Source organism: Photorhabdus sp. RM96S (assembly GCF_042879335.1).
In the GTDB taxonomy this organism is placed as follows: domain Bacteria; phylum Pseudomonadota; class Gammaproteobacteria; order Enterobacterales; family Enterobacteriaceae; genus Photorhabdus; species Photorhabdus kayaii.
The window spans coordinates 69,544-95,968 of sequence record NZ_JBHFKT010000012.1; the positions used below are offsets into that span (position 1 = coordinate 69,544).

Consider the following 26,425-nt stretch of genomic DNA (forward strand, 5'->3'; position numbering starts at 1 on the left):
TTATGAACCTAAAAGGCTTTATTGATAGATTGTCCGAGCAGGAAGTTCGTCTTTTTGTTGAAAATGGGACGCTAAAATCTCAGTCTGCTCCGGGTGCCATCACACCTGAACAGGGAAAATTTATTAAACAAAACAAACAAGCCATTATTGATTTTCTCTCTTATGCAGAAGTCGGGGGGCAACAGAAGTTTTCGTTATTACAACGTCGGCACCTTACCAAGGCTCCGTTATCCTTTGCACAGCGCCGTTTTTGGCTGGTCGAACAGGTTTCTACTATTATTGAACGTCAGTATAAGATTTCAACCGCGTTCAATTTATATGGTCAATTTTCCTTGGCAGCCGCAAGCCAGGCGATAGATGCCATTCTTAAGCGACATGAAATTTTACGAACGGTTTATCAGGAATCACAGGGCATGCTCGAACAAGTCGTGTTGAGCGACTATGTTTTCCAGATAGACAAAGACACCCTTGCCGATGATGTTGACCAACAGCAACACATAGAGGATTGGCTGGAGGGACAGAAACAGAGAATATTTGATTTAAGTAGGGATTTACCGCTAAGAGTGGCTTATCTGGCATCTGATCTAAAATCAGATACATCTGATAAGCCGTTGGCCGGCGTATTGTTTTTTGATTTGCACCATATTGCTGCTGATGGTTGGTCTTTGGCGATATTAGTTGATGAATTTACCCTTCTTTATCAGCAAATTGTTCATGGTAAACCGGCTTTGTTGACTGAGCTTGAACTGCAATACTCGGACTATGCCTACTGGCAGAATCAAGCTGAAACTCAGCAAATGTTTGACGAGCAGTTGCAATATTGGCAACAACAGTTAGCTGACTTGCCATTGGTTCATGAATTGCCGTTGGATTATGCTCGCCCTCAAAAATTGGATATGCGTAGCGCAATACACACGCAAAAGATACCCATGGAGATGGTGAGTAAACTTAAGCGATTAGCTGTGGATTCAAATGCCACGTTATTCATGCTGTTGCATACCGCTTTTGCGGTGATGCTGGCTCGCTACAGTGATAACCCGGATGTGGTTATTGGGACACCTATTACAAGTCGACCGGTACAGAAGCTGGAGTCGCTAATTGGCTGTTTCCTCAATACGCTCGTATTGCGTTTGGATTGTACATCGACGCTGACATTCAATGAGTTGTTGAAGAGTGCAAGGCAGGTGCACCTTGATGCACAGAGCAATCAAGCCATTCCATTCGAATTATTGGTTGAGAAGTTGTTAGCTGGACAAAGCACTGCGTTTACTCCCTTATTCCAAGTGCTTTTCTCAATGCAAAATTATGAATCTCAACAGCTAGAACTTGCTAATGTTGAATTTGAAGAGGTTATGGAGCAAAGGGGACAAACGCAGTTTGATTTGACCTTAACCGCAGCAGAAGATAAGGACGAACTGTCACTGATTTTTGAGTTTAATCAAGGGCTCTTTAATTCAGACACCATCGCCCGTTTTGCCGAAAATATGCAGTTGTTGTTAGCGCACATTGTGGTCAATGGTGATAGGCCAATTAATCAATTGGTGATCGTCAGTAAGCAGGAACAAGCTGTGTTGGACAAATCTCATCAATCAGCTTGGCAACTGCCTGAGGAGCAACCTTTTGTGCATCGGCTTATTCAACAGCGGGCGGCTGAATATCCTGAGCGAGTGGCAATTCGCTATCAGGATCAAAGCCTCAGTTTTGCTGAACTTGATGCAAGGGCTAATCAGATCGCCCAATTATTATTGACTAAAGGTGCCGACAACAACCCGTTGGTTGCGATTTTGATGGCGCCTGGCATTGACTTTGTTGTCAGCATGCTAGCGATATTGAAAGCAGGGTGTGCTTATTTGCCATTGGACTCCACTTATTCTGTGGCGCGGTTAAATTTTATCTTGGCTGACAGCAATGTTGATTTGGTTATCGTCGATAACGAGAGTATCGATAAGGTCGATTTACCAACGAGTCGCGTTTGCACTATCTTGCTTGATGATACTGAAATTGCTGCCCAGCCCCGTACTGAACCGATGTTGACCTCAAGTGTGACAGCGGAGTCCCTCGCCTATGTCATTTATACCTCGGGTTCGACGGGTAATCCTAAAGGGGTGATGATCCAGCATGGGGCGTTGAGAGCATCCACTGTTGGGCGGTTTAATTCATACTCGATAGTGCCGGAGAAATTTTTACTGGTTTCATCATTTGCTTTTGATTCATCGGTTCCGGCGATATATTGGGGGCTTGGCAGCGGTGCAACGTTGCATTTAATGGCCCCTCAGGATGCGAAAGATGCATCGCATGTGGCGAAGATTATAGACAGTCAACAAATTAGCCACGCTCTTTTTATTCCCAGTTTCTACGATGCCATGCTTGATTACCTTGCAGGACATTCACTCCGTAAGGTGATTTGCGCCGGTGAAAATTTGTCGGACAACGTAAAGACAAAACATTTCCAATATCAGCCTCAGGCAACGCTTGTCAACGAATATGGGCCAACGGAAACCACGGTATGGTCTTCGTTGAAACTTTTTGAAAAGGCGACGGAGCCAGTCACGATTGGTCGTCCCGCTCCCCATGTGTCACTTTATGTGTTGGCAAAAGATCGCTCCCAATGTCCGGTTGGTGTAGTTGGAGAACTGCATGTTGGTGGTGTCGGACTCGCAAAAGGGTATTTGAACCGTCCAGAACTGACGGCTGAACGTTTTATTGATCATGTGGACGCTAAAGGTAACCGCGAACGGCTATATCGCACCGGTGATTTAGTGAAAGTGTTGCCAACAGGCGAAATTGCTTACATTGGCCGAAATGATTTTCAAGTGAAATTGCGCGGTTTTCGTCTCGAATTGGGTGAAATTGAGCACTGTATCCGCGCTAATTTTGATGTAACGGATGCTGTGGTTTGTGTGAGACAGGATGACAAGCTGCGGCAATCCTTGGTGGCTTATTTGGTGGCTCCGTCGATGCTCGACATACGTGCACAGCGCGATAAAGTCGAGCGCATCTTGCCGGAGTTTATGTGGCCTAGCTTCTATGTGTTATTGCCGGAAATGCCATTGACTGAGAATGGCAAAGTTAATCGTAACGCCCTGCCTGCGCCAAGCATGGAAAATATCGCTAAGGAGCCTTTTACATCACCAGAAACGGCAACTGAAAAGCAGTTAGCTGGATTGTTCCATCGGGAGCTTGGGTTGACGCCAATCAATATTGGGGCTCGGTTTGTACAGCTCGGTATTCACTCACTGCAATTTGTCAAACTCGGCAGTGCCATCAGCGAAGAATTGAAGATCGAACTGTCCGTGAAGGATTTTTACGTCTATGACACGCTGTTTGCTTTAGCACAGTATGTTGAGCAGCAGCTTGCCGAACAACAGAAACAGAGTGGGGAAGAAAGGGAGGTCGTTGAACTGTGAATATCGCCGCATTTTTAGCTGACTTAAAACAGCAAGACATTATGGTATACCTTGAATCTGATTCGCTTAAGTTAAACGCGCCTAAAGGCGCGGTATCGCAAGATATACTGACTGAGTTGAGAGCGCATAAGGTAGAAATTATTGCCTATCTGCAAGGGCAACAATCAAATCCATTACCGATCAAGACTGTCGACAGAGGGTTGACTCGATTACCTCTTTCTTTTGCACAACAACGCCTGTGGTTCATCGACCAGCTCTTTGGCAGCAGCGAACATTACAATATGGCGACGGTGTTGGAAGTGAGTGGCGCATTCGATTTAACGATTGCTGAAAAAGTCATGCAACGAATTGTCGAACGCCATGAAGTGTTGCGCTCAGTTTACCGAGAAGAACAGGGAGAGGTATGGCAGGAGATTCAGTCAAATGTTAAGGCAAAAATCAATGTTCGGCACTTGACATGTGAACCTGCCGAGCTGAAAGCGATACTTTATCAGTATGTTTCTGCTCAGTTTGACTTACAAAAAGATCTCATGGTGCGGATCGACTTTTTTACCACTGATATTCAGCGGCAATTCCTTATCATCAATTTGCACCATATTGCGGGAGACGGATTATCTTTCTCTCTATTGATGGAAGAATTTGTCGCTCATTATCAAGCGATTAAGCAAAATCTGCCGGAATCCTTGCCAGTATTGCCGGTACAATATGCAGATTATGCTTACACTCAGCAGTCATGGATTGCTGATGGGGTGTTTGATGCGCAACTTGATTATTGGCAACAAAAATTAGCGGATATACCGCAAGTTCACCAATTTCCATTAGATTTTCAGCGGCCGGTAAAACAGACCAACTATGGTGTTAAGGTGCGATTCCGATTGGATCGGCAGCCTTCGGCAATGTTGCGTCAGCATGCAGGCAATGCCGGTGCGACCCTGTTTATGTTATTGCACGCTGCATTCTCAGTATTTATTGCTCGCTATAGCCAGCAAACAGATATTGTCATTGGTACGCCGGCCACCAACCGTAAACAAAAAGAGTTGCAGCCACTGATAGGGTTGTTTGTCAATACGCTGGTGCTGAGAACCGAATATCAGGGCAAAGTTGATTTCATGCAGTTTATGCAGCATGTAAAGCAAGTCAACATTGAAGCACAAATGAATCAGGATTTGCCGTTTGATGTTCTCGTGGAGAAATTGGCGGTGAGTCGGAACATCGCTTATTCACCGATATTCCAGTTCATGTTCACAATGGATACGACTGAGGCCAGTGAATCGCGATTGGATGACGTGGTGTTTACGCCGGTATCTTCGGGTGAATCATTCTCTAAATTTGATTTGGAACTCGATGCGATTGATGACAGTGACACGATTCTGTTTGAAGTGGTATACAACAGTAGCCTATTCCATGAACACACGATTGCAAGGTTACTCAAATCATTTGAAGTCTTGTTGATTGATATCGCCGAAAATCCTTATAAAACATTAGACTCTTTAGCGTTGTTAGATGAAGACGAGAAACGTCGTTTAGATCAACAATTGGCGATACCGTCTTCTATCGCAACAACGACAGAATCTGTGCAATGCCGATTTGAACGTCAGGCAGCACAAAGATCCGATGCGACTGCTTTGGTATGGCAGGTTGCAGGAGAAAAGCAAACCCTGACATATCGCGAGTTAAACCAGCGGGCTAACCGATTGGCGCATCACCTCATCGAAAAGGGGGTTAGGCCGGGCAATATTGTCGCGTTATGTTTACCTCGTTCCCCTGAGATGATTGTCAGTATATTGGCGGTACTGAAAGCAGGCGCCGCTTACACCCCCATTGACGTTGACAACCCTCAATCCCGAATTAATCACATTATTGCGGATTGCCGGCCGGCGATCGTGTTGACCAACAACACATATGCAGACAAGTTTGCTGAACTGAATGTCATTGTTGAGCGGTTAGCTGCGGAAATGGAACAATTTTCAGAGGCTGCATCGGATAATCCAAATATCAACCATAGTTTGGATCAACTTGCCTACGTTATGTATACCTCCGGATCGACGGGCAAACCTAAAGGGGTCATGGTAGAGCATTCGCAGTTGAGCCATTTTGTGGCGGCAGCATTGGCAATGTATGCCGTTAAACCTGACGACAACATATTACAGTTCTCCTCATTTGCATTTGATATTTCCATTGAAGAGTGTTTTGTCACCCTAAGTGCAGGGGCCACTCTGGTATTGAGGAACGATGATTGGCTTAACAGCGCTGACCTATTTTGGCAACAGTGTCATCAGCACAACATCACTGTAATGAGCTTACCCACTGCCTTTTGGCATCAGGTGAGTAGTGGCGACGCTTTGGTGCCTGACACACTACGGTTGGTTATCGTTGGCGGTGAAGCCATTAATGCTGAAATTGTCAGACATTGGTTCGCATCAGCAAACCGTCCTCCGGTGATGAATACCTATGGGCCGACCGAAACAACCGTCTTGGCGAGTTACTACTTGATTGAATCTGCGTTGCAGATTGAGCAATCGGTTCCCATTGGCAAGGTATGTGGTCATGTTAAAGCCTATATTGTTGATGAGCGTTTGAATTTGGTGCCACAAGGCGTCATTGGTGAATTAGTTGTTGGCGGTAAAGGTGTTTCCCGCGGTTACTTAAACAGACTTGAGGAGCAGCAGAGAAGTTTTATTCAGATTGCTTTTTTCGACGGTGAGGTTGAGCGGCTTTACCGAACCGGCGATCTGGTGAGGTTTAATGTTCATGGTGAGATTGAATATATCGGGCGCAAGGATAGTCAGATAAAAATTCGAGGTTTCCGTATTGAGCCAGGTGAGATTGAGAGCCAACTTATTGCGATTGAGGGGGTAAGGCAGGCAGTTGTTACGGTTGATGAGCTTAACGGCAACAAACAACTGATTGCATATTACGTTGCTGATGCGCCGCTGGAGCCAGCTGCGCTGAAGGAACAAATCAGCCAAACCTTGCCGGAATATATGGTCCCTAATGCCTTTATTTTGCTAGCCAGTATTCCAATGACGGTCAACGGAAAAGTCGATTACAAAGCGTTGCTGAGTGTAGAGACGCAAGAACCGTTGCCTGAGAATTATTGCCTACCGAAGGGAGAACTGGAGGAACAACTGGCTGATATGTGGCAGCAGTTGTTAGGCCATCCTAAAGTGAGCCGTACCGATAACTTTTTCAAGCTAGGGGGACATTCCCTGTTGGCGATTAAGTTGGTATCGGAGATCCAGAAAACCTTGGCCGTATCGATCTCTGTTCGGGTTGTCTTTGAAAGCCAAACCTTGGCGGAACTGGCGCAATTGATCGTTGAACAACAAAGAGCAACTCGCGGCAATGCAGCGATAGCGCCAATTACGCCTGTCGCTGAAATGGCGCGGCTTCCATTGTCGTTTTCCCAGCAACGGCTTTGGTTTATTGACCAATTAGATGGGCAAACGCCTCAATATAATATGCCGCTGGCATTAACCGTCAAAGGGGATTTCAATCTCGCTATCGCTGAACGTGCGATAAACATGATTGTCCAACGCCACCAGGTGCTGCGAACTGTCTATCGGCATGATACCGCCGGTGCATGGCAGGAAGTGCTGGACAAAGTAATCGTGAAGATCGACCGGATTGACTATCAAAGCCTTGGAGAAAAAAGTTGTCAGCAGCAGGTACAAGAATTTATTCAGCAGCACGCGGAGCAGGTATTTGATTTAGCTAACGATGTCATGCTGCGAGCGGCCTATCTGAAGATAGCCGAAGATCAATGTGTTATGGTCTTCAACATGCACCATATTGCATCAGATGGTTGGTCAATCAAAGTGCTTGCTGATGAATTTGTCGACATATACCGCCAACTGCTTGAAGGCAGTCAGCAACCGGCTTTGCCATCGCTACCCATTCAATATAAAGATTATGCTGTCTGGCAACGGCAACAACTACAGGGTGAAACGTTACAAACGGATCTTAACTACTGGCTAACTCAGCTTCATGAATTGCCTCCGGTACACGACTTACCGTTGGATTACCCGCGTCCATTACAACTTGGCAGCCGTGGTGGGTTATTTGAATTTAGTACTGATAAGTTTCTTTTGATTGGGCTTAAATCGCTTGCCGGTCAACATAATACGAGCCTGTTTGTGGTATTGCATGCGGCATTTACCTTGTTACTTGCCCGTCATGGACAAAGCAAGGATATTGTCATCGGGACGCCGGTTGCGAATCGTTTGCAGGCGGAAGTTGAACCGCTTATCGGCTTTTTCGTCAATATGCTCGTGCTGCGCACCCAATACCAAGCCGATCTCACTTTTGCTGAATATCTGTCACATATTCGCCAAGTTAATATTGATGCTCAAGCGCATCAGTTACTGCCGTTTGAATTGTTGGTTGAAAAAATGCAGCCGGAGCGGAGTACAAGTTATTCGCCGCTATTCCAAATTGTATTCTCGATGGATACCAATGAATCCAAGGTATTGCAATTGAGCGACGTCGAATTTGAGTACCTTGATAGCGAACATGTCACGGCTCAGTTCGATTTGACCTTAGATGCCAGTGAAAGTGAGGACACTCTTGATTTTAGTTTTGAATACAACTGTGAACTATTCGAACGGTCAACAATAACCCGATTCAGCCAACGGTTCCTGACTTTATTGTCTGCATTAGTGAGTGAGCAATATCAAACGGCTCCTTTGACGAAACTGCCGGTGTTAACTGAGCAGGAAAGACAATATCTGTTGGTCGATATCAATGACAATTGGCAGCCTTATCCGGCTGATAAGTGCATTCATCAATTGTTTGAAGAACAAATGGAACGGAGTCCAGAACAAATAGCGGTTATTGACGGCGAGCTTCATCTCACTTACCGGCAAGTGAATGCTCAAGCGAATCAGGTCGCTCACTTTTTGTTGGGCAAAGGTTATACACCGGATTCCTTTATTGCGGTTTGCATGGAGCGAACTGCGGCCTCGGTGATTACTGTACTTGGCATCTTGAAGGCGGGTTTAGCCTATGTGCCATTTGATGCTGATCAGCCATTGCAGCGGATTGAATACATTCTTCAAAATAGCGGTGCGCCATTAGTTGTGGTTGATGATATTCAGCGTTTGCCTACTGAGGTGGCTTCGGCGTACAACGTCTGGAGATTGGATGAAATATTAAGCCAGTCACGGATTGAGACCCATATTGCGGTGACGCAGAGTCATTCAACCGCGACCAATTTGGCTTACATGACTTACACCTCAGGAACAACGGGTCATCCCAAGGGCGTGATGGTTGAACACACGGCGATGATTGCGCGTTTGTATGGTTGGGATGCCGTATTTGGTTTATTCCAGAAGCCGCCAACCGTATTACAAATGGCGGGTTTGGCTGTAGATATTTTTCTGGGTGATATCGTTAAGAGCTTGACCACCGGTGGCCGCTTGGTGATTTGCCGCAAGTCGGATTTAATTACCACAGAGGCTTTGTATCAGCTTATCGAACAACAACAAGTGACGTTTGGTGACTTTGTGCCGGTCATTCTGAGAAATTTACTCGATTATGCTGAACAAAACAGGGGCCGATTGAATTCACTGCGCCATATATTAGTGGGTTCCGAAGCTTGGTATGGTCGTGATTTGAACCGCTTGCAAAAACTGATGCATACCGATGCCCGTTGTTTCAATATTTATGGACAAACAGAATCAGTGATTGATGCCAGTTACGGTGATGTGACCCATCTCTCTTTGCCTGATGATGCCTATGTTCCCATTGGTACGCCGTTTGCCAACACCCACATTTATATCCTTGATGCTTATGGCGAGCCTGTGCCTATGGGCGTGATGGGTGAAATTGCGGTAGGCGGCCCAGGTTTGGCAAGAGGTTACAACCGCAATAGCGAATTAACGCAACAAAAATTTGTTAAAGACAACCTTTCTGGTCGTTGTGGTTACATTTATCACACAGGTGATCAAGCGAGATTAAAATCTGATGGAACGCTGGCGTTTTTAGGGCGTAATGATGATCAAATAAAACTGCGTGGATTTCGTATTGAACTGGCTGAAATTGATGCCAAGCTTCGTGCATTGCCTGATGTGCAGAATGCTATTGCCGTGGTGCGGGAAATTGAGCAGGGTAATAAACAAATTATTGCTTATCTTCAAACGCCACAACCGTTATTGGTTGAACAGATCAGAGAACAGCTACGGCATCAATTACCTCATTACATGATCCCCAGTGCATTTGTCTGTCTGAATGTTTTCCCGATGACGATTACCGGAAAAGTGGATAAAGAAAAACTCCCTGCACCGGAAGCCAGCGCTTTTACCAGTACTGAATATGTTGCGCCACAAAATGACGTTGAAAGAACATTAGCCTCTATTTTTGCGGTTGTTTTGAAGCAGGAGAAAGTGAGTCGTTACGATAATTTCTTTGCTTTGGGTGGTGACTCAATATTAATTGTGCGTGTTGTTGCAATGGCTAAACAGGCGGGGTTGGCACTCAATGTAAAAGATATTTTGGCCTATCAAAGTATTCATGAAATAACGCAGCAGTTACCTGATTTAAACAACAAAAATGTCTCTTCTAAAGATGCTTATCACGCTTTTTCATTACTCACAGATGACGAACGGGCGGCATTAAAGGCGCCATCCGCATTGGATGATGCATATTCATTGTCGAGTTTGCAAATGGGGTCTATTTATCATCAGCTAAAAGATAAAAGTTACCACATTGTAGAACATTACTCGATTGATGCTGTATGGAGTGAACAAACGTTTCGTCAGGCATTTAATGCCATAGTACAGCGCCATGAGTTATTGCGTGCGACATACAACTTCGAATTAGGAAGAGCATTGCAATATATTCATAAAACGATTGCTTTGCCGGTTACGCTTAATGATTGTCGCCACCTTTCCGTGCAGGAATTTGAGCATCAATTAGCGCACTGTTTAGCACAGGAAAATAGCCACTTTTTTGCTGAAAATGAATTAATGTGGCGAGTTAATGTATTTATTGATGCTAATAATACATTTGCTCTGGTTTTGTCCCATCAACACGCCATTCTTGATGGTTGGAGTGTCGCCAACCTAAAAGTTGAGTTTATGGAGAACTATTTATCGGTGTTGTCTGGCGGTTCTATTCCACCAAGAGCTGACTTACCGCATTACGGTGAATACATTGCTGAAGAACTGGCTGCTATTGATGATCCTGAACACAAAGCCTATTGGCAGAACATAGCCAACGCTGCGGTATTGCCTGACTGGACCAGCAAAGGGTCAACACAACATTATTCTGTTCGCCTTGAGCTATCTTATTTACATGACGATTTGCAACAACTTGCGATGCGCTTAAAAGTGCCGTTGCGCACATTGCTGTTGGCGGTACATGTTTATGTATTGGCGAAAGTCAATGGCACTGATTCCATAACCAGTTCGGTGGTAAGCCACGGGAGACTTGAAGTAGAAGGCGCTGAATCTTGTCTTGGATTATTCTTAAATACGCCGCCAGTTAATGCCGATATCCATCAACAAACCTGGGCGTCATTGATTCAGCAATTAACCGAATATAGCACGGCAAGTTGGCCTTATCGGCATTATCCGGTTGCTATGATGCAAGAGGAATTCAAGTGTGATTACTCTGGCGCTTTGTTTAACTATGTCGATTTTCATGTGTCTGATGAGTTACAGACAACGCAAGATGTTGAGCCTGAGCAGGCTTATGATCATGAATATGAACGAGTTGACTATGGTTATGATTTTGTTTGCCATCATAGTTCAGCTAACGGTTTTCTGGTTCTGCAATTAGCGTTGACACAATCGGTGTTTGGAGCACATCAGGCAGGTCAAGTATTAGCCTATTATGAAACGGCAATAAAATCGATGTTAGTTTCACAACATCATCGCTTGGGGCATGCGGATTATCTGGCATCAGGTCAAATCCAACACTTGCAACAATTAGCCCATAATCCGTCATCTATTGCTAATGATTGCCCATCTCTGACGCAATTATTTGCCCGAGTTGTGCATCAGATACCTGATGAAGTGGCCTTGTCAGGGCCTTGGGGAAGCATGAATTATGCTCAGTTGGCGTTAGCGGCTGACAAGCTGGCGGCACTCCTTGCTGCGCGGGGAATTGGGGTAAATGATACGGTGGGTATTTATTTATCAAGTCGTCCTGAGGTGGTGATTAGTGTCTTGGCTATTTTGAAGGCGAACGCAACGTTTGTGCCATTGGCAACCGATTATCCAACAGAACGCATTGCCCATATTATTAATGATGCTGATATTCAGCTTATTGTTTCACAGCGTTCTGAAAGCCACACTTTGCCTGTTGATAAACAGCGTATTGTTATGGTTGATGAGATTGAATCGGTTGATACTGCGGTTGTGACACAAGACGTAGCATTATCAGCGCAAGAGCGTGTTGCTTATATCATGTATACCTCGGGTTCAACGGGTACGCCTAAAGGCATTAAGATCAGTCATCACAATTTACTGAGCTATTATGAGGCGGTTCAACGCTGTTATCCGACAAATTCTGCCCGTGTATTGCAAATTGCCAACATTGGTTTTGATATTTTTATCGAAGAATTAATGTTGTCGGTATTTTCCGGTGGTTGTCTGGTTCTGGATAGCCATAAAACAGCGTATAGCGTTAAACAGTTATGTCAGATCATTGATGCACAAAAAGTCACACTGATTTCAGTACCCACAGCTTTATGGCATGAATGGACGTATCAGTTAACTGCCGACGATGTTGAGCAACTGGTTAAGCATTTGAAGATATGCATCGTGGGTGGTGAAGCCATGCGAATGGAGTTATTGGCGTTATGGCAACAAAAAACAGACGGAAAGATCCGTTTATTCAACACGTATGGACCGACAGAAACAACCATTGTGGCAACCGCCATTGATGTCACACAACTCGATACCTCAACAAACTCAGTGGTGCCGATAGGACGTCCTTTGGCGCATTGTCAGACCTATGTTTTGGATTCTCAGGGTGGATTGGTGCCGCCAAATGTTATTGGTGAACTCTACATTGCGGGTGATGCTTTAAGCTTAGGTTATGTGAATAACCCAGAGCAAAATGCGGCACAGTTTATTGAAATGGCTATCTTGCCGGAACAAACAGTACGCTTATATAAAACCGGTGATCGTGTTTATTGGAATAACGAAGGTGAACTGGTTTATGTCGGTCGTCTTGATAATCAGGTCAAGATCAGAGGTTTTCGTATCGAAACCCGCGAAATAGAGTCAGCACTGTCAGCGATTGATAGCGTGGCGACAAGTATTGTGCGAGTGACAGTCGATGCAACCGGCGAAAAACAGCTATGTACTTGGCTAGTGATGCCAGAGGGCGCCGAAACGGATGTTGTCATCCCCTTGATAAGAGAACAACTGAAAACCCGATTACCAGAATATATGGTGCCAACCCTATATGCCGTGATAGCCGCTATACCAACCACGGCTAATGGTAAAGTGAATTTTGCTGCCCTACCTGAGCCAAAACCTTGCATTAAGAGTGGGTTAGAGCGTGTTGCAGAAACTGAAATTGAAAAACAATTGGTACAACTGTGTGCCGATGCACTGAAATTACCGTTAAGCATGGTGAATTTAACCGCGTCTTTTATCGAGTTGGGAGGGAACTCCTTAACCTTGTTAAGGTTTTTACATCAGATACAACAGACTTTTGCTGTAGCGGTAAGCGTTGCCGATATCATGACGGCCAGTGATCTAGCCATGCTGGCACTGATCATTGAACGTAAGCAGTTGCAACAGGTTGAACTAGCCAATCAGGGAGATAACGCTGTGGCGGAAGAAGGCTGGTTATGATGATAAAAATAGACGCGGATAAATCAGGTGGAATAATGCGAATCGTTGATATTATTCGTCAAACTTCGGCTGCGGGGGTGCAGTTATTTGTTGAGCACGGCAAATTAGGTTTTAAAGTCATGTCAGGTTGCGTTTTTACCCCTGAACTAAAAAACCTAGTGATTGCCAATAAAGCTGAAATTATTGCTTTTTTGGTGCCCGATGACGCCATTAAATTGGTGTCATTGGGCGCTGACCGAACGCCATTATTTTTGGTTCCTGGCGCAGGTGCTCCAGTCTCATCTTTTATTGATTTAGCCCGAGAAATAAAAAACGATTTCTGCCTCAAAGTATTTGACGCAACTTCCCTATTCTTGGAAGGGAAAACAGTGACTGTCAAAACATTGGCTGAACGTTATGCGGTATTGCTTTTGCAAACTTATCCTCAAGCGCATTATCGATTGATGGGTGATTGTGTGGGGGCATGTGTTGCTTTCGAGGTCGCTTTATTGTTGGAAAATGAAGGAAAAACGGTTGACTTGATAACGCTTGATAGTTTTCTGACCGCCTATGAGCAACAGCCTTATACCCGCGAGGAGATCGATGGAGTCAGTGCCGAGTTAGCTCAAGGCATTGAAGGTGAAGCCCTAGAAAGCTTTATTGAAGTTTATAAACGCAACTCTATGATGGTTTGCAATTATGTGCCATCGGCTAGGTTAAAGGGCAAGATGACATTCATTTATTGCGAAACTTCTATACAACTACGGGCAGAAAAAGAGAAAATTATTGCATCCTTACAAGATTATGTCACACAACCGATTATTTGTGGCATGGTAAGTGGTGATCATTATTCAATATTAAAACCGGGTGACGTTGAATCTCTGGCCGAAGCTATATTACGACAACGTTACCGGCCAGAGCCTGCATTCAAAAAATCGAATTTAACCTATCAAGAGTTGCTCGACATTGTGCAATATCGGGCCGATATTTATCGGCCTGTAAATGACATCAATCATTGTCACCGAGTGAGAATATCACAGGTCGGGTGTTGGTTTATTGAAATAGCGGATGGCCGTGTACATATTGATTTCAACGCTGATGATGCAATGTATAAACAATATGATTTTTATAGTGAGATTGAAATCAGCACGGATTTATTAATGGCGTGCGTAACCAGCGAGGAACCCGCAATCGCTATCGCTAAGGCGATATTGGATCATAAAATTCAGGTACAACAAGGAGAAGAGCTATATCACTTATTATGGATTATTTTTGGCATCACGAAACCTGATGAAATTTTTAACTGGATTGATCAACAAGATAGCCAAGATCAATATTTAGGTGTTCAAACTGATGGAATTGCTTTTGACGATAAATGTCATATCAATTCTTACGATGGCACTTACTTTATGCCTGCTCATTACAGTGTGATTCATAAGGCATTAATATCTCTGCCGATCGAGTACAGTGACTTTGAATTTGTCGATTTGGGATGTGGTAAAGGGCGGGCGATTATATGTGCATCTAATTACAATTTTAGCAAGATTACCGGAGTAGAAATTGTTGAATCATTGGCGTTAATTGCACAGAAAAATATTAACATTATAAATAAAAAAAATCACATTGAGATAATACAGACCGAGGTAAATAATTATCAATTTAATGAAAACAATGTGGTTATTTATAACTTTGATCGTTTTTTTGATGATCAGCTTAAACAACTGCTAGGGCGGTTAAAAACAGATATTTATGACAAAGGCTATAAGGTGTTGATTTTGCAAATTAATGGTGATGATACTCTTTATCAACACTGTTTTTGGTTAACGTCAAAAACAGTTAGCCGAGGTTTTATGGGGGGATGGAATATCACTTTATGGCAAAGTAAAGATTGTTAAAGTCTGGCAATAATAAAATCTTATTTAGGAGTTAATCTCGATGATCTCTGATTTGGTTAAAGCCAATCGGTTAAAAATTATTTTTAATAGTATTGTTGGTGCTTTTAGCGCTTTCTTTAGTATTTGGTTAATTTCCTTGATTACCGATGATGCATTGGAGCAGATTAGTGCTGACTTATTATCATGGACAGTTAGGTTCTTTATCGGGCTAGCATGTTTATTTATTGTGAGCTCTTTTGCTAATTACCTAATGACAAAGTTAAGTATCAAAATTATTTTTGAAGTTCGTAGTACCTTAGTGAAACGTATCTTGAATACCCCTTATGCCATTTTGGATAGTATCGGAGGACATAAAGTTCAGGCTAGCTTAACATCTGATGTCGGTGATATTTCCAGGGCTATTTCTACCATGCCGCAGTTTATTTATCATGTCATTACAGTGATTGCATGTTTAGGTTTTCTGGCATTCAAATCGATTGAACTATTTATGGTCACGCTGGTAATTCTGCCATTAGGGATTTTGGTTTCGCGTTATTTCATCCGCAAAGCCGAAGCTTATGATGAGATATATCGTGATGATTATGATAATCTTCATGAGCAGTTTAAAAGCCTGGTGGATGGGGTTAAAGAGCTTAATAACAATGAAAAGCGTAAACATTCATTTTTTAATCGGGGTGTTTTACCATCATTAGAAAAGATTAATGACTCTGATCTTAAATCAGAAATTTTCTGGAAATTGAATGAGAATTGGGGGCAAATACTATTATTTCTGGTCCTTGGTACTATTTTATTTTCTCATGTGATGTGGGGTATAGGGGAAAGTAACGATATTCTCACCTTTATCTTTATTATGACCTTTTTACTGGGGCCTGTTGATTTTATCCTGTCCTCACAGGAAACCATAGTAAAAGCGCTCATCTCTCTGCGTAAGATTGATCGCTTGAGGTTTTCTGAAAACTTATCAATGGAGCCGACGTTAACCAACCCAGAAGAATATAAAGAATGGTCTCGAATTTCCCTGCGTTCCATTAGCTTTAAGTATGCCGGTGAAGGGAACTGTTTTTCTGTTGGGCCGATTAATCTGGATATTCAGCGCGGCGAAATTATCCTTATTAAAGGCGGTAATGGCAGCGGTAAGTCAACTTTTGCCAAATTGTTGATTGGCTTATTGAATAAATCTGAAGGTGATATTTTCATAGATGATAAGGTGGTTAATAAAGATAACCTAGAGAATTATCTGAATATGTACAGTGTTATTCATTCGGATTTTTATCTATTTGATACAGTAATTAATCGAAAAGGTGAACTTGCCGATGATGAATTAACTCGTCAATATCTGAAAAAATTGGATTTAGCAGAAAAAGTCACGGTTAAAGATGGTAGATTATCCACAACTAAGCTTTCTCATGGTCAACGTAAGCGCTTAGCGCTGGTTATCTCTTATATGGAAGATGCGCCTATTTATTTGTTTGACGAATGGGCAGCCGATCAGGACCCTAATTATAGAAAATTTTTCTATCATGAATTACTTCCTGAAATGAAGCGCAATGGAAAAACGATCATTGTTATTAGTCATGATGATAAATATTTTCATATCGCCGACAGAGTTATCACGATGGATAATGGTTTGGTAGATAATATTGAAATCAACGTACACCCCGATAAAGTAGAAAATACTGCTTTAGAGCCCGCTATTGCTAAGATGTAATCATAATATACCCTATGGATTTCAAGATGGATCGTGGCGGCAAAGGAGTGCAGCCAACAAAGAGGCAGCTTGAAAGATGATGGGTATATACCCTATGGATTTCAAGATGCATCGCGGCGGCAAAGGAGAGAATCCCCGGGAGCATAGATAACTATGTGACCGGGGTGAGCGAGTGCAGCCAACAAAGAGGCAGCTTGAAAGATGATGGGTATAAAGCATAAATATCAGGAGGTTATCATGTTAGAACTATTTGAAGATCAATTGGCTGGAATTAGAGAAAAATATGGGAGTGACTGTTTAAAAAGAGTAGAGGATATGTTTTATCCTTTACTACAACAAAGAGCGCCATTACAAGCAGATGCCAAATATATCATGCCCGGTCTTTCTACCACGCCGTGGTTGGATACGAATTCGTTTCCGCAGTTGCAACCGTTAGTCACCTCATTGATGAATAATGCGGGTAAAATAAAACAGGAAATTAACGCAGTCATCAGTGGTGAGTCCCAATATATCACCGATTATGAGCACTATTTGGGAACGCAAAAAGATTGGAAAGCATTATATTTATTTAAAAATGGTCAGCCTAATAACGCAGTTGCCAATATTTTGCCTGCTACATGGCATATTTTTAATAATGAATTACGGGATTGGCATTGTCCTCTATTGGAAGTTCATTTTTCGGTGTTGCAACCAGGTACGGTGATTAAACCGCATTGTGATTTATGGAATTTCACCCTTAATTTACATTTTGCGGTCGATATTCCTGCTAGCAATTGTGAGATCATTGTTGCGAATGAAGCCAGATGTTGGAAAGAAGGAGAGTGTTTACTTTTTGATTACTCTTATCAGCATGAAGCTTATAACCGTTCAGATAAACATAGAATTTGTTTATTAATGGATATCTGGCATCCCAATTTATCATTTGCAGAACGAGAAGCACTGGTTTTGATCATTACCGGTATTCGTAAACTTTTTGGTTAGTTTATACCCAATGGATTTCAAGAAGGACAGCCTATTATGAATAGAAAAGGGCAGTGCATCGTGTCTGATATTCAAGAGTTTGATGACTTCATTTTTGAGCTTGACTCAGCAGAACAGACATATTTAAAGCAGGCATTTTTAAAGTCTTCTCTAAAATATGACATTGATAATTTCGAAGATTTTTATTGGAAATGTTTTTATCAATCATTTAATTTGCCTGTGCGTTTACAGAAAAAACTATTTGATTTTCGAGCGTTAGAAAATGAAAATTATTTGTTGATAAAGGGATTGCCTGTCCCTGATGATCTTGGCTTAACGCCTTTATCTTATGAACAAACAAATAGTTCTGAGGTAGCGGGTGTTCGTACTTTGATATCAACGCTCTTATCTCGAATTGGGTATATTTATTCGTTTGTCAATAAAAAGAACTTTAATTTTATCGATGATGTCTTTCCAATGGAACAATATAAGAATATGCAAGTAGGCACAAATAAAGAGTTTTTGGAATGGCATGTTGAAGATGGTTTCCATGATGCAAAAGCAGACTGGGTTGCTTTATATTGTCTGCGTGGCGATATAAATGCCGAAACCTACTTATTTCAAACAAAGAATATTCATTTGGATGCTGAAACCATTGCTGAATTGCAAGAACCAAACTTTGAGATCGATGTCGATCCAACCTTTGTGTCGAATATTGCTGGCCGCCGTCGTGTTGCTATATTAAGTCAACATGAAGAGCCAGAAATGATATTTGACCCAGCTTATATGCGTTGTTTAACACCAAAGGCAGAAGCCGCGTTGGAAAAGTTAAATCAGTGTATTAATGAAAATAGAGAGACTTTTATATTATCTCCTGGAGAAATGTTGCTATTTGATAACCGTAAAGTCGCTCATGCGCGTAGCGAATATGAACCTCGATACGATGGTTATGATCGTTGGTTACTCAGAGCATTAATATTGGAATCAAAATTCAAAGCCAGAGATTGCTTTTATACAGGCACATTAAGGGCAAAATAAAAATGACATCATTTAAAACAGTATTATTTAAAACAATATCATTTAAAACAATCACATTACTGTCAACTATTTTGTTGACAATAAGTTGTGGCGGATTTAAAAGTTATTCAGCAAAGACGACGACAGCATTTGAAGCGAAAATTGTTCGTACTCATTATGGTGTTCCTCATATTTATGCGCAAGACTTGGGAAGCTTGAGTTTTGGCAATGCTTATGCTCAGGCACAAGATAATATATGCATTATGGCGGATAATTATGTGCGCATTCGAGGGGAGCGTGCGCGTTTCTTTGGTGCTGATAGAGATCAGGTGGGTGACTCACTGAATTTAATTCAGGACTTCGGCTATAAAGCTTTAGCTTTGGTGGAACAGGCGCGTGAAAAATGGCCGCAATTAAGTACTGATTCACAGGTAATTATTGATGGATTTGTTGCAGGTTATAATACCTACCTGTCCCATGTAAAGGAAGGGCGTTATACCTTACCAAAAGCTTGTCGAGATAAGGAATGGGTAGTACCTATTCAACGTGAGGATGTACTGGCATATGTGTTTTCTATAGCGGTATTTCCTGGTTCTGCTCAATTTCTTGCTGATTATTATGCTGCTGATCCCAATAAAGATGATCAAAAACAATTGTCTTTAAATATATCTAGGAATGATGGTTATTCCATTGGTTCGAATGGTTGGGCATTAGGCCGTGACAAAGTTGAAGAGGTCAATAGCATGTTATTGGCGAACCCCCATTTTCCTTATGAAGGCAACATGCGTTTTTGGCAAGTGCATCATGTCATGAACGGAAATATTGATGTTATGGGAGCGTCTTTAATTGGTTTCCCGGGTATTGTTAATATTGGATTTAATCACAACATTGCCTGGACTCATACTTATTCATCGGCTGAACATGTCATTGTTTACAAAATGCAAACTGCTGCTAACAATCCGCTCAATTATGTGATTGATGGCGTTATTAAACCGGTAATGTCGAAGCCAATTCATATTGACGTCAAAACCGATAGCGGTATTAAAACTGTCACGAAAGATCATTTTTATACTGATATTGGGCCCATTATTGAAAATGAAGACTTTGTTTGGTCCGAGTCTGAATTTTATGTCGTGAAAGATGTCAATCTTTACAATCTTAATATGATTGATCATTGGTTGGCGTTGAATCGAGCGGATAGTCTTGCCGATGCAAAACAATCTTATAAAGATTTTAATGGCTTGGCTTTTAATAACACGTTGTTAACCGGTAAAGAAGGCGTTGGTATTTTTATTGGTGATAGAGCTGTACCGGCATTATCTCTTGAAGCTATTCAATTATTGAATGATAACGAAACCCTAGCGGCGGCACGTGAGAAGTATGGCGTGACTATTTTACCGGGTAACGCATCATCAATGATTTTTACCGAAGCCTTGGGTTATGATCAGATCCCACAACTTGTGGAAACATCCTATGTACAAAATTCCAATGGTTCTCACTGGGCAACGAACCTGGAACATTTGCTCGAAGGTTTTTCTCCACTTCTTGGTAATGAACAAAAACCCCTGTCGTTCAGAACTCGTATGGGGTTGCAACTAATAGAGGATGCGGCGGGTGATAATAAGCGATTTTCTCTCATGGAGTTAGAGAGGGCGTTATTCTCTGAGCGTTCATATTTAGCTGAACTGATATTAAAAGATGTGATTTCCTTATGTGATAAAACACAGAACCGATTAATTAAATTGGTGAATGGCATGAAGGTGGATATTACTCTGGCATGTCAATTGCTATCACAATGGAACGGTGAATTTAATGCGGATAGTCGGGGCGCGATTATATTCCGTGAATTAGCGTTTTTAATTGATCAGCAAAAACATTTTGCCGTACCGTTTGATATAGCCCACCCGGCAACAACGCCACGCCAATTAAAACAAAGTGAAGAGCTTGTTACCTTGTTAGCACGGGCGGTTGCTAATGTGAAGAATACGGGGCTGGCTTTAGATACTCCGGTAAGTAAATTTCAATTTATTGAAAGTACCGCACCTGACGGTAAACCGGCAGGTAATCGCATGAGTTGGCCGGGATTATTTCAAGAAGAAGGCGGCTTTAATATGATCGCGACATGGGATGGGGATGAAACCCTATTTCCTAAACATCATTATACTGTGGGTAATGATGTGGTGAGTGGTGAAGTATTGGAATCGGAGCTAACTGATCAAGGATATCATATTCGTTATGGTTCTAGTTGGATAATGTTGGTGGCATTTGATCAACAAGGGCCTAATGCGCGCGGGTTACTCACTTATTCGCAATCTTCTGATATTGATTCGCCTCATTTTGCAGATCAGAGCAGATATTATTCTCATTATAAACAGCTATTGCCGTTGCCTTATGGGTTAGAAGAAGTTCAGCAATCAACTATTTCGGAATTAATTATCCAACATTAAGTTAAGATTGCTTGGCACTGGTTCACAAGAAATTTTTTGATGTTTTTAACATAAGCATTATAACTGGCTGGTTATTTCAGTCAGTTATAGAAAAGACTATTTATTCTTTGGAACGATATAAATATGATAGATTTTTCTAATTCTGGTTATCAGAAATGCGTAGAGTTCACCGAGCCATCCATAGAGGATGTGTTTGCTTGTATGCTGAATAGAGTCCCTTTTATTATTCGAGGAGGCGCTGAACAGTGGGTAGCAAGAACAAAGTGGACATGGGACTATTTTCAGCAAAAATTTGGTCATCACCTGATAAAAGTATTTCGATCATCAAATAATAAAGATAATAAATATATGTCTCTTGGTGACTATATTGATTATATAAAAGATGTGGAAGACCCTGATCCTTATTACGCCTCTGCGTGGCCGTTTTCGCTCTATTTTAAAGCGTTGGTGAATGATTATGAGGTGCCTGACTACTTTTCTTGCTTAATTCGTCAACGTGTTTCAGACGATATTTTGCATAATGAAGCAGCATTACTATTACTTCGCTGGATATATATGGGGCCTAAAAATAGTGGCTCTCGTATGCACTTGGATATTGCTTCTACTCATGCTTGGAATGCGGTGATTAGTGGTCGAAAAGAGTGGATATTTTATGGGCCGGAAGAGGCAATGAAAATAGGTTATGGCAAAGTTGATGCTTTTAACCCTGATCTGGTCTTATATCCCGATTTCATTCATGCTCAAGGAATTCATTGTATACAGAATCCTGGTGATATTGTTTTCACGCCTTGTACACACTATCATCAAGTTAAAAATTTGGTGGCAGGAATTTCAATCACTGAAAATTTTATTAATGACACGAACTTGGAGCTTGTTAAGCATTCCATAAACAACGACGACGATATATCACCGGAACAAGCAAATTTTATTCGTATGTTGATTCCTGAGTTAAGTTAACCTGAATTCTGCTTAAGCCGTCACTCTCGAATGGAAAAATTCAGTGACGGTTTCTTCTTTTTCAAATAATAAGTAATGAATCCACCCAACACGGTTAATAAATTCCTCTTGCCGGTACATGGTCGTGAACGTCCTAATATTGCGTCTACGACCATGATGTAGTATGGAAACCCAGCATATCAATAAATTGATGTGTGTAACGATGATTTATTATCTCTGCTTATCTTTATTCCAATTACTGGCCATTTAGCGGAATTGAGCAGAAACGTGGCAGGTTGTCCAGTTGTACCAATAACGGGATCGCCAGCTTTTAATGAAGCACCATATGGAATGGCATGAAAAATCGCAGGTGTAACTTCAACGAAGTTCTCAGTTAAAAACTGAATTGATTGAATGGAATCAGCTTGAAAACGCGTTGAAGTTTCAACAAATAAAATCCAATAAAGACAATATGTTGGAGGGTATTTTTGAGAGGTTTAATACTTAAGGTTCAGTGTATGATCGGTGATTACAAGTAATAGTTTCATGTAATGATAACCATGACTATTTGTATTTTGAATATTAACATTTAAATACAATAACGACTTGACAGCCAAAAAAAACCTACAATACTTATGTGTAATGAAAATTCCAATTTTGCATTACACATAAATAACAATGGAGGATGTATCTATGATCACTCAAGTAACAAACATAGAAATTCTTGAAGAAATTGCTTCTGATATGGATATTGAGACAGCTGTTGTTGAAGTAGATTATGAAGCGATCGGGGGTAAGACAGCACCTGAATTTTAATTTTTTAGCCTTACTCCTTTTTATAAGGAGTAAGGCTACACTAAGGGCTTGAAAATATGTATTTAAAAGTTAAGGATGATATTATCTGTCTGGAAGACCTAGGTTTTTGTTTTTTCCATAATGGTGAATTAATGGTAAAACTAAAAAAAATATTGGTTATGAAAAGTTTTGAGGATAGTAATTTGGCTATTCGACTTGCTGAAAGATATCCACTTTTTTTCACATTATGCCAAGTAACTCATGATGGAATATTTTCATATGAACAAAGTGTTCAGAGGTTTACACTGCCATAATATAGTGTCCTGTGAAAATAATATTCGCTTGGCATTAATTGCATTGCCTTATGGAGAAGGGCCGCAGGTCATCATGCCTTTGGGTCTTCAGAATATTTCCGCATATATTAAGAAAAATACAAATTTTGTCAAGACCAAAATATTTGATTATTCAGATTTAACTCAGGACAGAACAGAGGAATTAGCTGATTTAATTGAGTGGAAACCAGATATTGTTGGGATTTCTATTTATAGTAGCCATGTTGATACAGCATTAGTTTGGGGGAAAATAATTAAAAATCTAATCCCTAACTCTCTCCTTTTTTGCGGTGGTCCGCATATAAGTTTAGCCGCAGAAAATTTTATGCAAACTGGGAGAGATATTTATAGTGTGGCTTTTAAAGGGGAGGGAGAATATTCTGTAAAAATTCTGGCGGAGATTTTCCAGCAGTTTAAAAAGCTGTATGGTGAATCAATACCAGCAGAGAATTATTTGTATTTTGAGTATTTTAGAAAAAATATAGTGAATGCTGTCTATTTCGACAGAAATGATCAGTTGCAGGTAAGTAGAGTTGAGAAATACCAACTTCCTTCAGAGGAGTGGGTAAACCCTCTCATGGAATATGATTCAGAACGCTTGCAAAATTTGATTTTTACTGACAGACGGGATGGACGAAAAAGAAAAGCTATCGCGTTTACCAGTAGTAGAGGTTGTCCACTAACTTGTTCATTTTGTGCGATTATTGCCGCAGATGCAGAAGGCCCCAGATGGCGTGCTGTGGATGCTGATATTTTGGTTAATTGGATTAAAGAAGCATGCGAAAAGTACGATTTCCAGCATGTCTATATGATGGATGCGAATTTTTTTGTGAAGAAAGATAGAGTATTAGCCTTTTCTAAAGGGTTACATCAGATTGGAAATGGTGATATTACATGGAGCTCTTCTTCTACAGTTCGCTATTTACTTCGTCTACGAGAAGAATTACCTACTCTGGCTAAAGAGGGGTTAAGGTTAGTTGAGATGGGTGTTGAATCAGGTTCTCAAACTCAACTCAAATATATGAATAAACGTGTGACAGTACAGGAGAATATCGATGCTATTAGGGCGTTACAAGAAAATAAAATTGATATTGGATTAGATTTTATCATGTTTTACCATGATCAAACAAAAACTGAGATTATCGAGAATCTGACATTTTTGATCAAATCTGGTATGGCTGAACATGAGTCCCTTGATCATTATTTTAATTTAATGATGTTGTATCCTGGTACTCCAGTTAGAATTGATCTCGAAAAAAAGCTAGGAAAATTATTCAGTTTAAATAGGCTGCCTAACAGTCGAGAGCTTATTAGTGATAATGGGGTAAAAAAGATTTATCATTTATTCATCGATAAATTTGCTAAGCCTTGGCTTCATCAGTTAGAAGAGGCGATATCATTAAATTTGGAGGTAATAAGAAACAATAGAAAAAATAAATTGTTATCTTCTTCTCTTTCGTTAAGGAATGTATATTTGAGGCACATTCCATTTAAAGTATTGTGGGAACTTTGTCATGCAAATGATCTCTCTGATATGAATTCCGCAGTCAAAGATTTTAATATCTACACAGATGTGATAAGCAACACCATAAAAGAGAACACCCGTTTTTTTGGAATAAGTAAAAAATATTTTGGTATTGAAACAGTAGGTGTTGGTGGAAGAAGAGGAGAAATTGTGATGATACAAAGCGTGGACGGCAATAATACACAATGATAAGTTTTTTCTTAAATTAGATTAGTGATTGGGGGAATCAATGGATGAGATAAAAGACATGTGTATTGGTGTGAGTGGTGATATTGAAAAACTTCGTTTCGTTTATCATGAAAAAAATAAAGATAGGAATAGCATCTTTCATAAAATTGGGCATTTTAGTCTGGGGGCAAGGGTATGGGATGAGTTTGATGATGAAATTGTCGCGATGGCTAATATGGGTAACATGACGATCTCTTTTCATCCAGTTGATATCAATTTTTCAGGTAAGCTTATTAAGGAAGAAATGCTTAGTTTAAAAAAATTGATAAAAAAACTACCTATTTCCTATCTAGAAGAGGATATTGGTATATGGCGTTGTGGAGATCTTTTTCTAGGACCTCATCAAACGAATCCTGCACTTAATGAGGAAGGTATTTTGGTAACTGCAAAAAATATTTTGTTTGCACGAGAGTTTTTTGAAAAAGAGATTGCTTTGGAAAACCCACCCGTGTATAGCGAATTAGGCGATATAAACTTTTGGGATTATTATGTTAAACTTTGTGAAGAATCAAAGGCTTATTTTGCTTTCGATTTAGGGCATTATATTGGGTATTGCCGAACACTTGAGTCCGATGCAACTGTTCTGCCTGATATGGATAATGTAATTTGGGATAAAATTATAACGATACATATTTCCGGGATGAAAAAATGGAAATGGAGAGGGGTATCGGTGTGGTTAGATCAGCATTCAGATCCATTTGATGAGGATTTGATCTCGTTATATAAACAGTGTAAATCACGGTGCAAACGACTAGAAAACACGTTACTTGAACAAGAAGGTGCTAACCATCAAGTTGAAAAACTAAACATTAATAGCATTTGGGAGGCTATTTATGAAACGTCACCAAGATTTGCATCTGAATGAAGATAGCTTAGAGAGAATGTCGAATCTTTATTCTGGAAGAGCTTTAGTAGAGTTTAATATCAACCAAACCATTGCAGAAAATCACTTGTTATTTGATAGAGTCAGACGGTTTTTAGATATAACTCGTGCGATTCATAAACGGTGGATTTATGTTTCGAAATATATTCTTTCTCTTTCTAATGAATGTGTTTTGATTGATGTTTTTGATGAATTTCATATAAAAGCTTCTACAAGCCATAGTATTTCAACAGCATCATGTAATATTTTCTATAACAATATAAAAAGTTCAGGTAATGAACTCTTTGTCGAATTACTGGACTACGAAGATTATGTGAATCAACATCCAGGGAGACATTATATTTATAGTAAAGATAATAAGGATAAAAAGAACATTTTGGTACCTTATGATCTAGAGTCACTCTATTTGAGTATTATGTTTTACGCTCGTGCTTCTGCTCCTTCATTTTTATATAGGACAATACTGACTGAGCCGGGTGTAATCTACAAGGAGAGCGTGTAAAG

Annotated in this window: 12 protein-coding genes; all 12 read left to right on the top strand. The window is 40.9% G+C overall.

Annotated features, from left to right (window positions below; translation table 11 throughout):
• Nucleotides 1-2: 2 nt before the first annotated feature.
• The 12 genes from ACGF49_RS09435 to ACGF49_RS09490 all read left to right on the top strand — a co-directional run bounded on the left by ACGF49_RS09435 (nt 3) and on the right by ACGF49_RS09490 (nt 26,423).
• A complete protein-coding gene (locus ACGF49_RS09435) occupies nt 3-3,407 on the top strand; it encodes an amino acid adenylation domain-containing protein (RefSeq protein ID WP_271859182.1) in 3,405 nt (1,134 codons plus the stop codon).
• A complete protein-coding gene (locus tag ACGF49_RS09440) occupies nt 3,404-13,216 on the top strand; it encodes a non-ribosomal peptide synthetase (protein WP_113041434.1) in 9,813 nt (3,270 codons plus the stop codon). The genes ACGF49_RS09435 and ACGF49_RS09440 overlap by 4 nt, the downstream gene beginning before the upstream one ends.
• Entirely contained in the window at nt 13,213-15,090 is a 1,878-nt protein-coding gene (locus ACGF49_RS09445; RefSeq protein ID WP_113041433.1) for a thioesterase domain-containing protein, read from the top strand. The genes ACGF49_RS09440 and ACGF49_RS09445 overlap by 4 nt, the downstream gene beginning before the upstream one ends.
• A 40-nt stretch (nt 15,091-15,130) precedes the next feature.
• Entirely contained in the window at nt 15,131-16,798 is a 1,668-nt protein-coding gene (locus tag ACGF49_RS09450) for a cyclic peptide export ABC transporter (protein ID WP_387490695.1), read from the top strand.
• A gap of 237 nt (nt 16,799-17,035) precedes the next feature.
• Entirely contained in the window at nt 17,036-17,779 is a 744-nt protein-coding gene (locus ACGF49_RS09455) for an aspartyl/asparaginyl beta-hydroxylase domain-containing protein (protein ID WP_112894430.1), read from the top strand.
• Between the two features lie 60 nt (nt 17,780-17,839).
• Entirely contained in the window at nt 17,840-18,796 is a 957-nt protein-coding gene (locus tag ACGF49_RS09460; protein WP_228899654.1) for a TauD/TfdA family dioxygenase, read from the top strand.
• Between the two features lie 2 nt (nt 18,797-18,798).
• Complete coding sequence (locus tag ACGF49_RS09465) at nt 18,799-21,222, top strand: acylase (RefSeq protein ID WP_387490699.1); 2,424 nt, start codon at nt 18,799-18,801, stop codon at nt 21,220-21,222.
• A 123-nt stretch (nt 21,223-21,345) separates the two neighbouring features.
• Nucleotides 21,346-22,179, top strand: a complete 834-nt coding sequence (locus tag ACGF49_RS09470; RefSeq protein ID WP_271859173.1) for a cupin-like domain-containing protein — start codon at nt 21,346-21,348, stop codon at nt 22,177-22,179.
• Between the two features lie 672 nt (nt 22,180-22,851).
• A complete protein-coding gene (locus tag ACGF49_RS09475) occupies nt 22,852-22,974 on the top strand; it encodes a hypothetical protein (RefSeq protein WP_258152180.1) in 123 nt (40 codons plus the stop codon).
• A gap of 258 nt (nt 22,975-23,232) precedes the next feature.
• Nucleotides 23,233-24,999, top strand: a complete 1,767-nt coding sequence (locus tag ACGF49_RS09480; RefSeq protein ID WP_271859172.1) for a B12-binding domain-containing radical SAM protein — start codon at nt 23,233-23,235, stop codon at nt 24,997-24,999.
• Between the two features lie 40 nt (nt 25,000-25,039).
• Nucleotides 25,040-25,903, top strand: coding sequence for a DUF692 family multinuclear iron-containing protein (locus tag ACGF49_RS09485; protein WP_271866100.1), 864 nt, complete (start codon nt 25,040-25,042; stop codon nt 25,901-25,903).
• Nucleotides 25,872-26,423, top strand: coding sequence for a hypothetical protein (locus tag ACGF49_RS09490; protein ID WP_271859171.1), 552 nt, complete (start codon nt 25,872-25,874; stop codon nt 26,421-26,423). Before ACGF49_RS09485 ends, ACGF49_RS09490 begins: the two co-directional genes overlap by 32 nt.
• Nucleotides 26,424-26,425 lie beyond the last annotated feature (2 nt).

Bases quoted from the DNA above. Each gene is read 5' to 3' on its own strand.
- ACGF49_RS09435 (WP_271859182.1), top strand. From the start codon at position 3: ATGAACCTAAAAGGCTTTATTGATAGATTGTCCGAGCAGGAAGTTCGT.
- ACGF49_RS09445 (WP_113041433.1), top strand. From the start codon at position 13,213: ATGATGATAAAAATAGACGCGGATAAATCAGGTGGAATAATGCGAATC.
- ACGF49_RS09450 (WP_387490695.1), top strand. From the start codon at position 15,131: ATGATCTCTGATTTGGTTAAAGCCAATCGGTTAAAAATTATTTTTAAT.
- ACGF49_RS09455 (WP_112894430.1), top strand. From the start codon at position 17,036: ATGTTAGAACTATTTGAAGATCAATTGGCTGGAATTAGAGAAAAATAT.
- ACGF49_RS09465 (WP_387490699.1), top strand. From the start codon at position 18,799: ATGACATCATTTAAAACAGTATTATTTAAAACAATATCATTTAAAACA.
- ACGF49_RS09470 (WP_271859173.1), top strand. From the start codon at position 21,346: ATGATAGATTTTTCTAATTCTGGTTATCAGAAATGCGTAGAGTTCACC.
- ACGF49_RS09475 (WP_258152180.1), top strand. From the start codon at position 22,852: ATGATCACTCAAGTAACAAACATAGAAATTCTTGAAGAAATTGCTTCT.
- ACGF49_RS09480 (WP_271859172.1), top strand. From the start codon at position 23,233: ATGAACAAAGTGTTCAGAGGTTTACACTGCCATAATATAGTGTCCTGT.
- ACGF49_RS09485 (WP_271866100.1), top strand. From the start codon at position 25,040: ATGGATGAGATAAAAGACATGTGTATTGGTGTGAGTGGTGATATTGAA.
- ACGF49_RS09490 (WP_271859171.1), top strand. From the start codon at position 25,872: ATGAAACGTCACCAAGATTTGCATCTGAATGAAGATAGCTTAGAGAGA.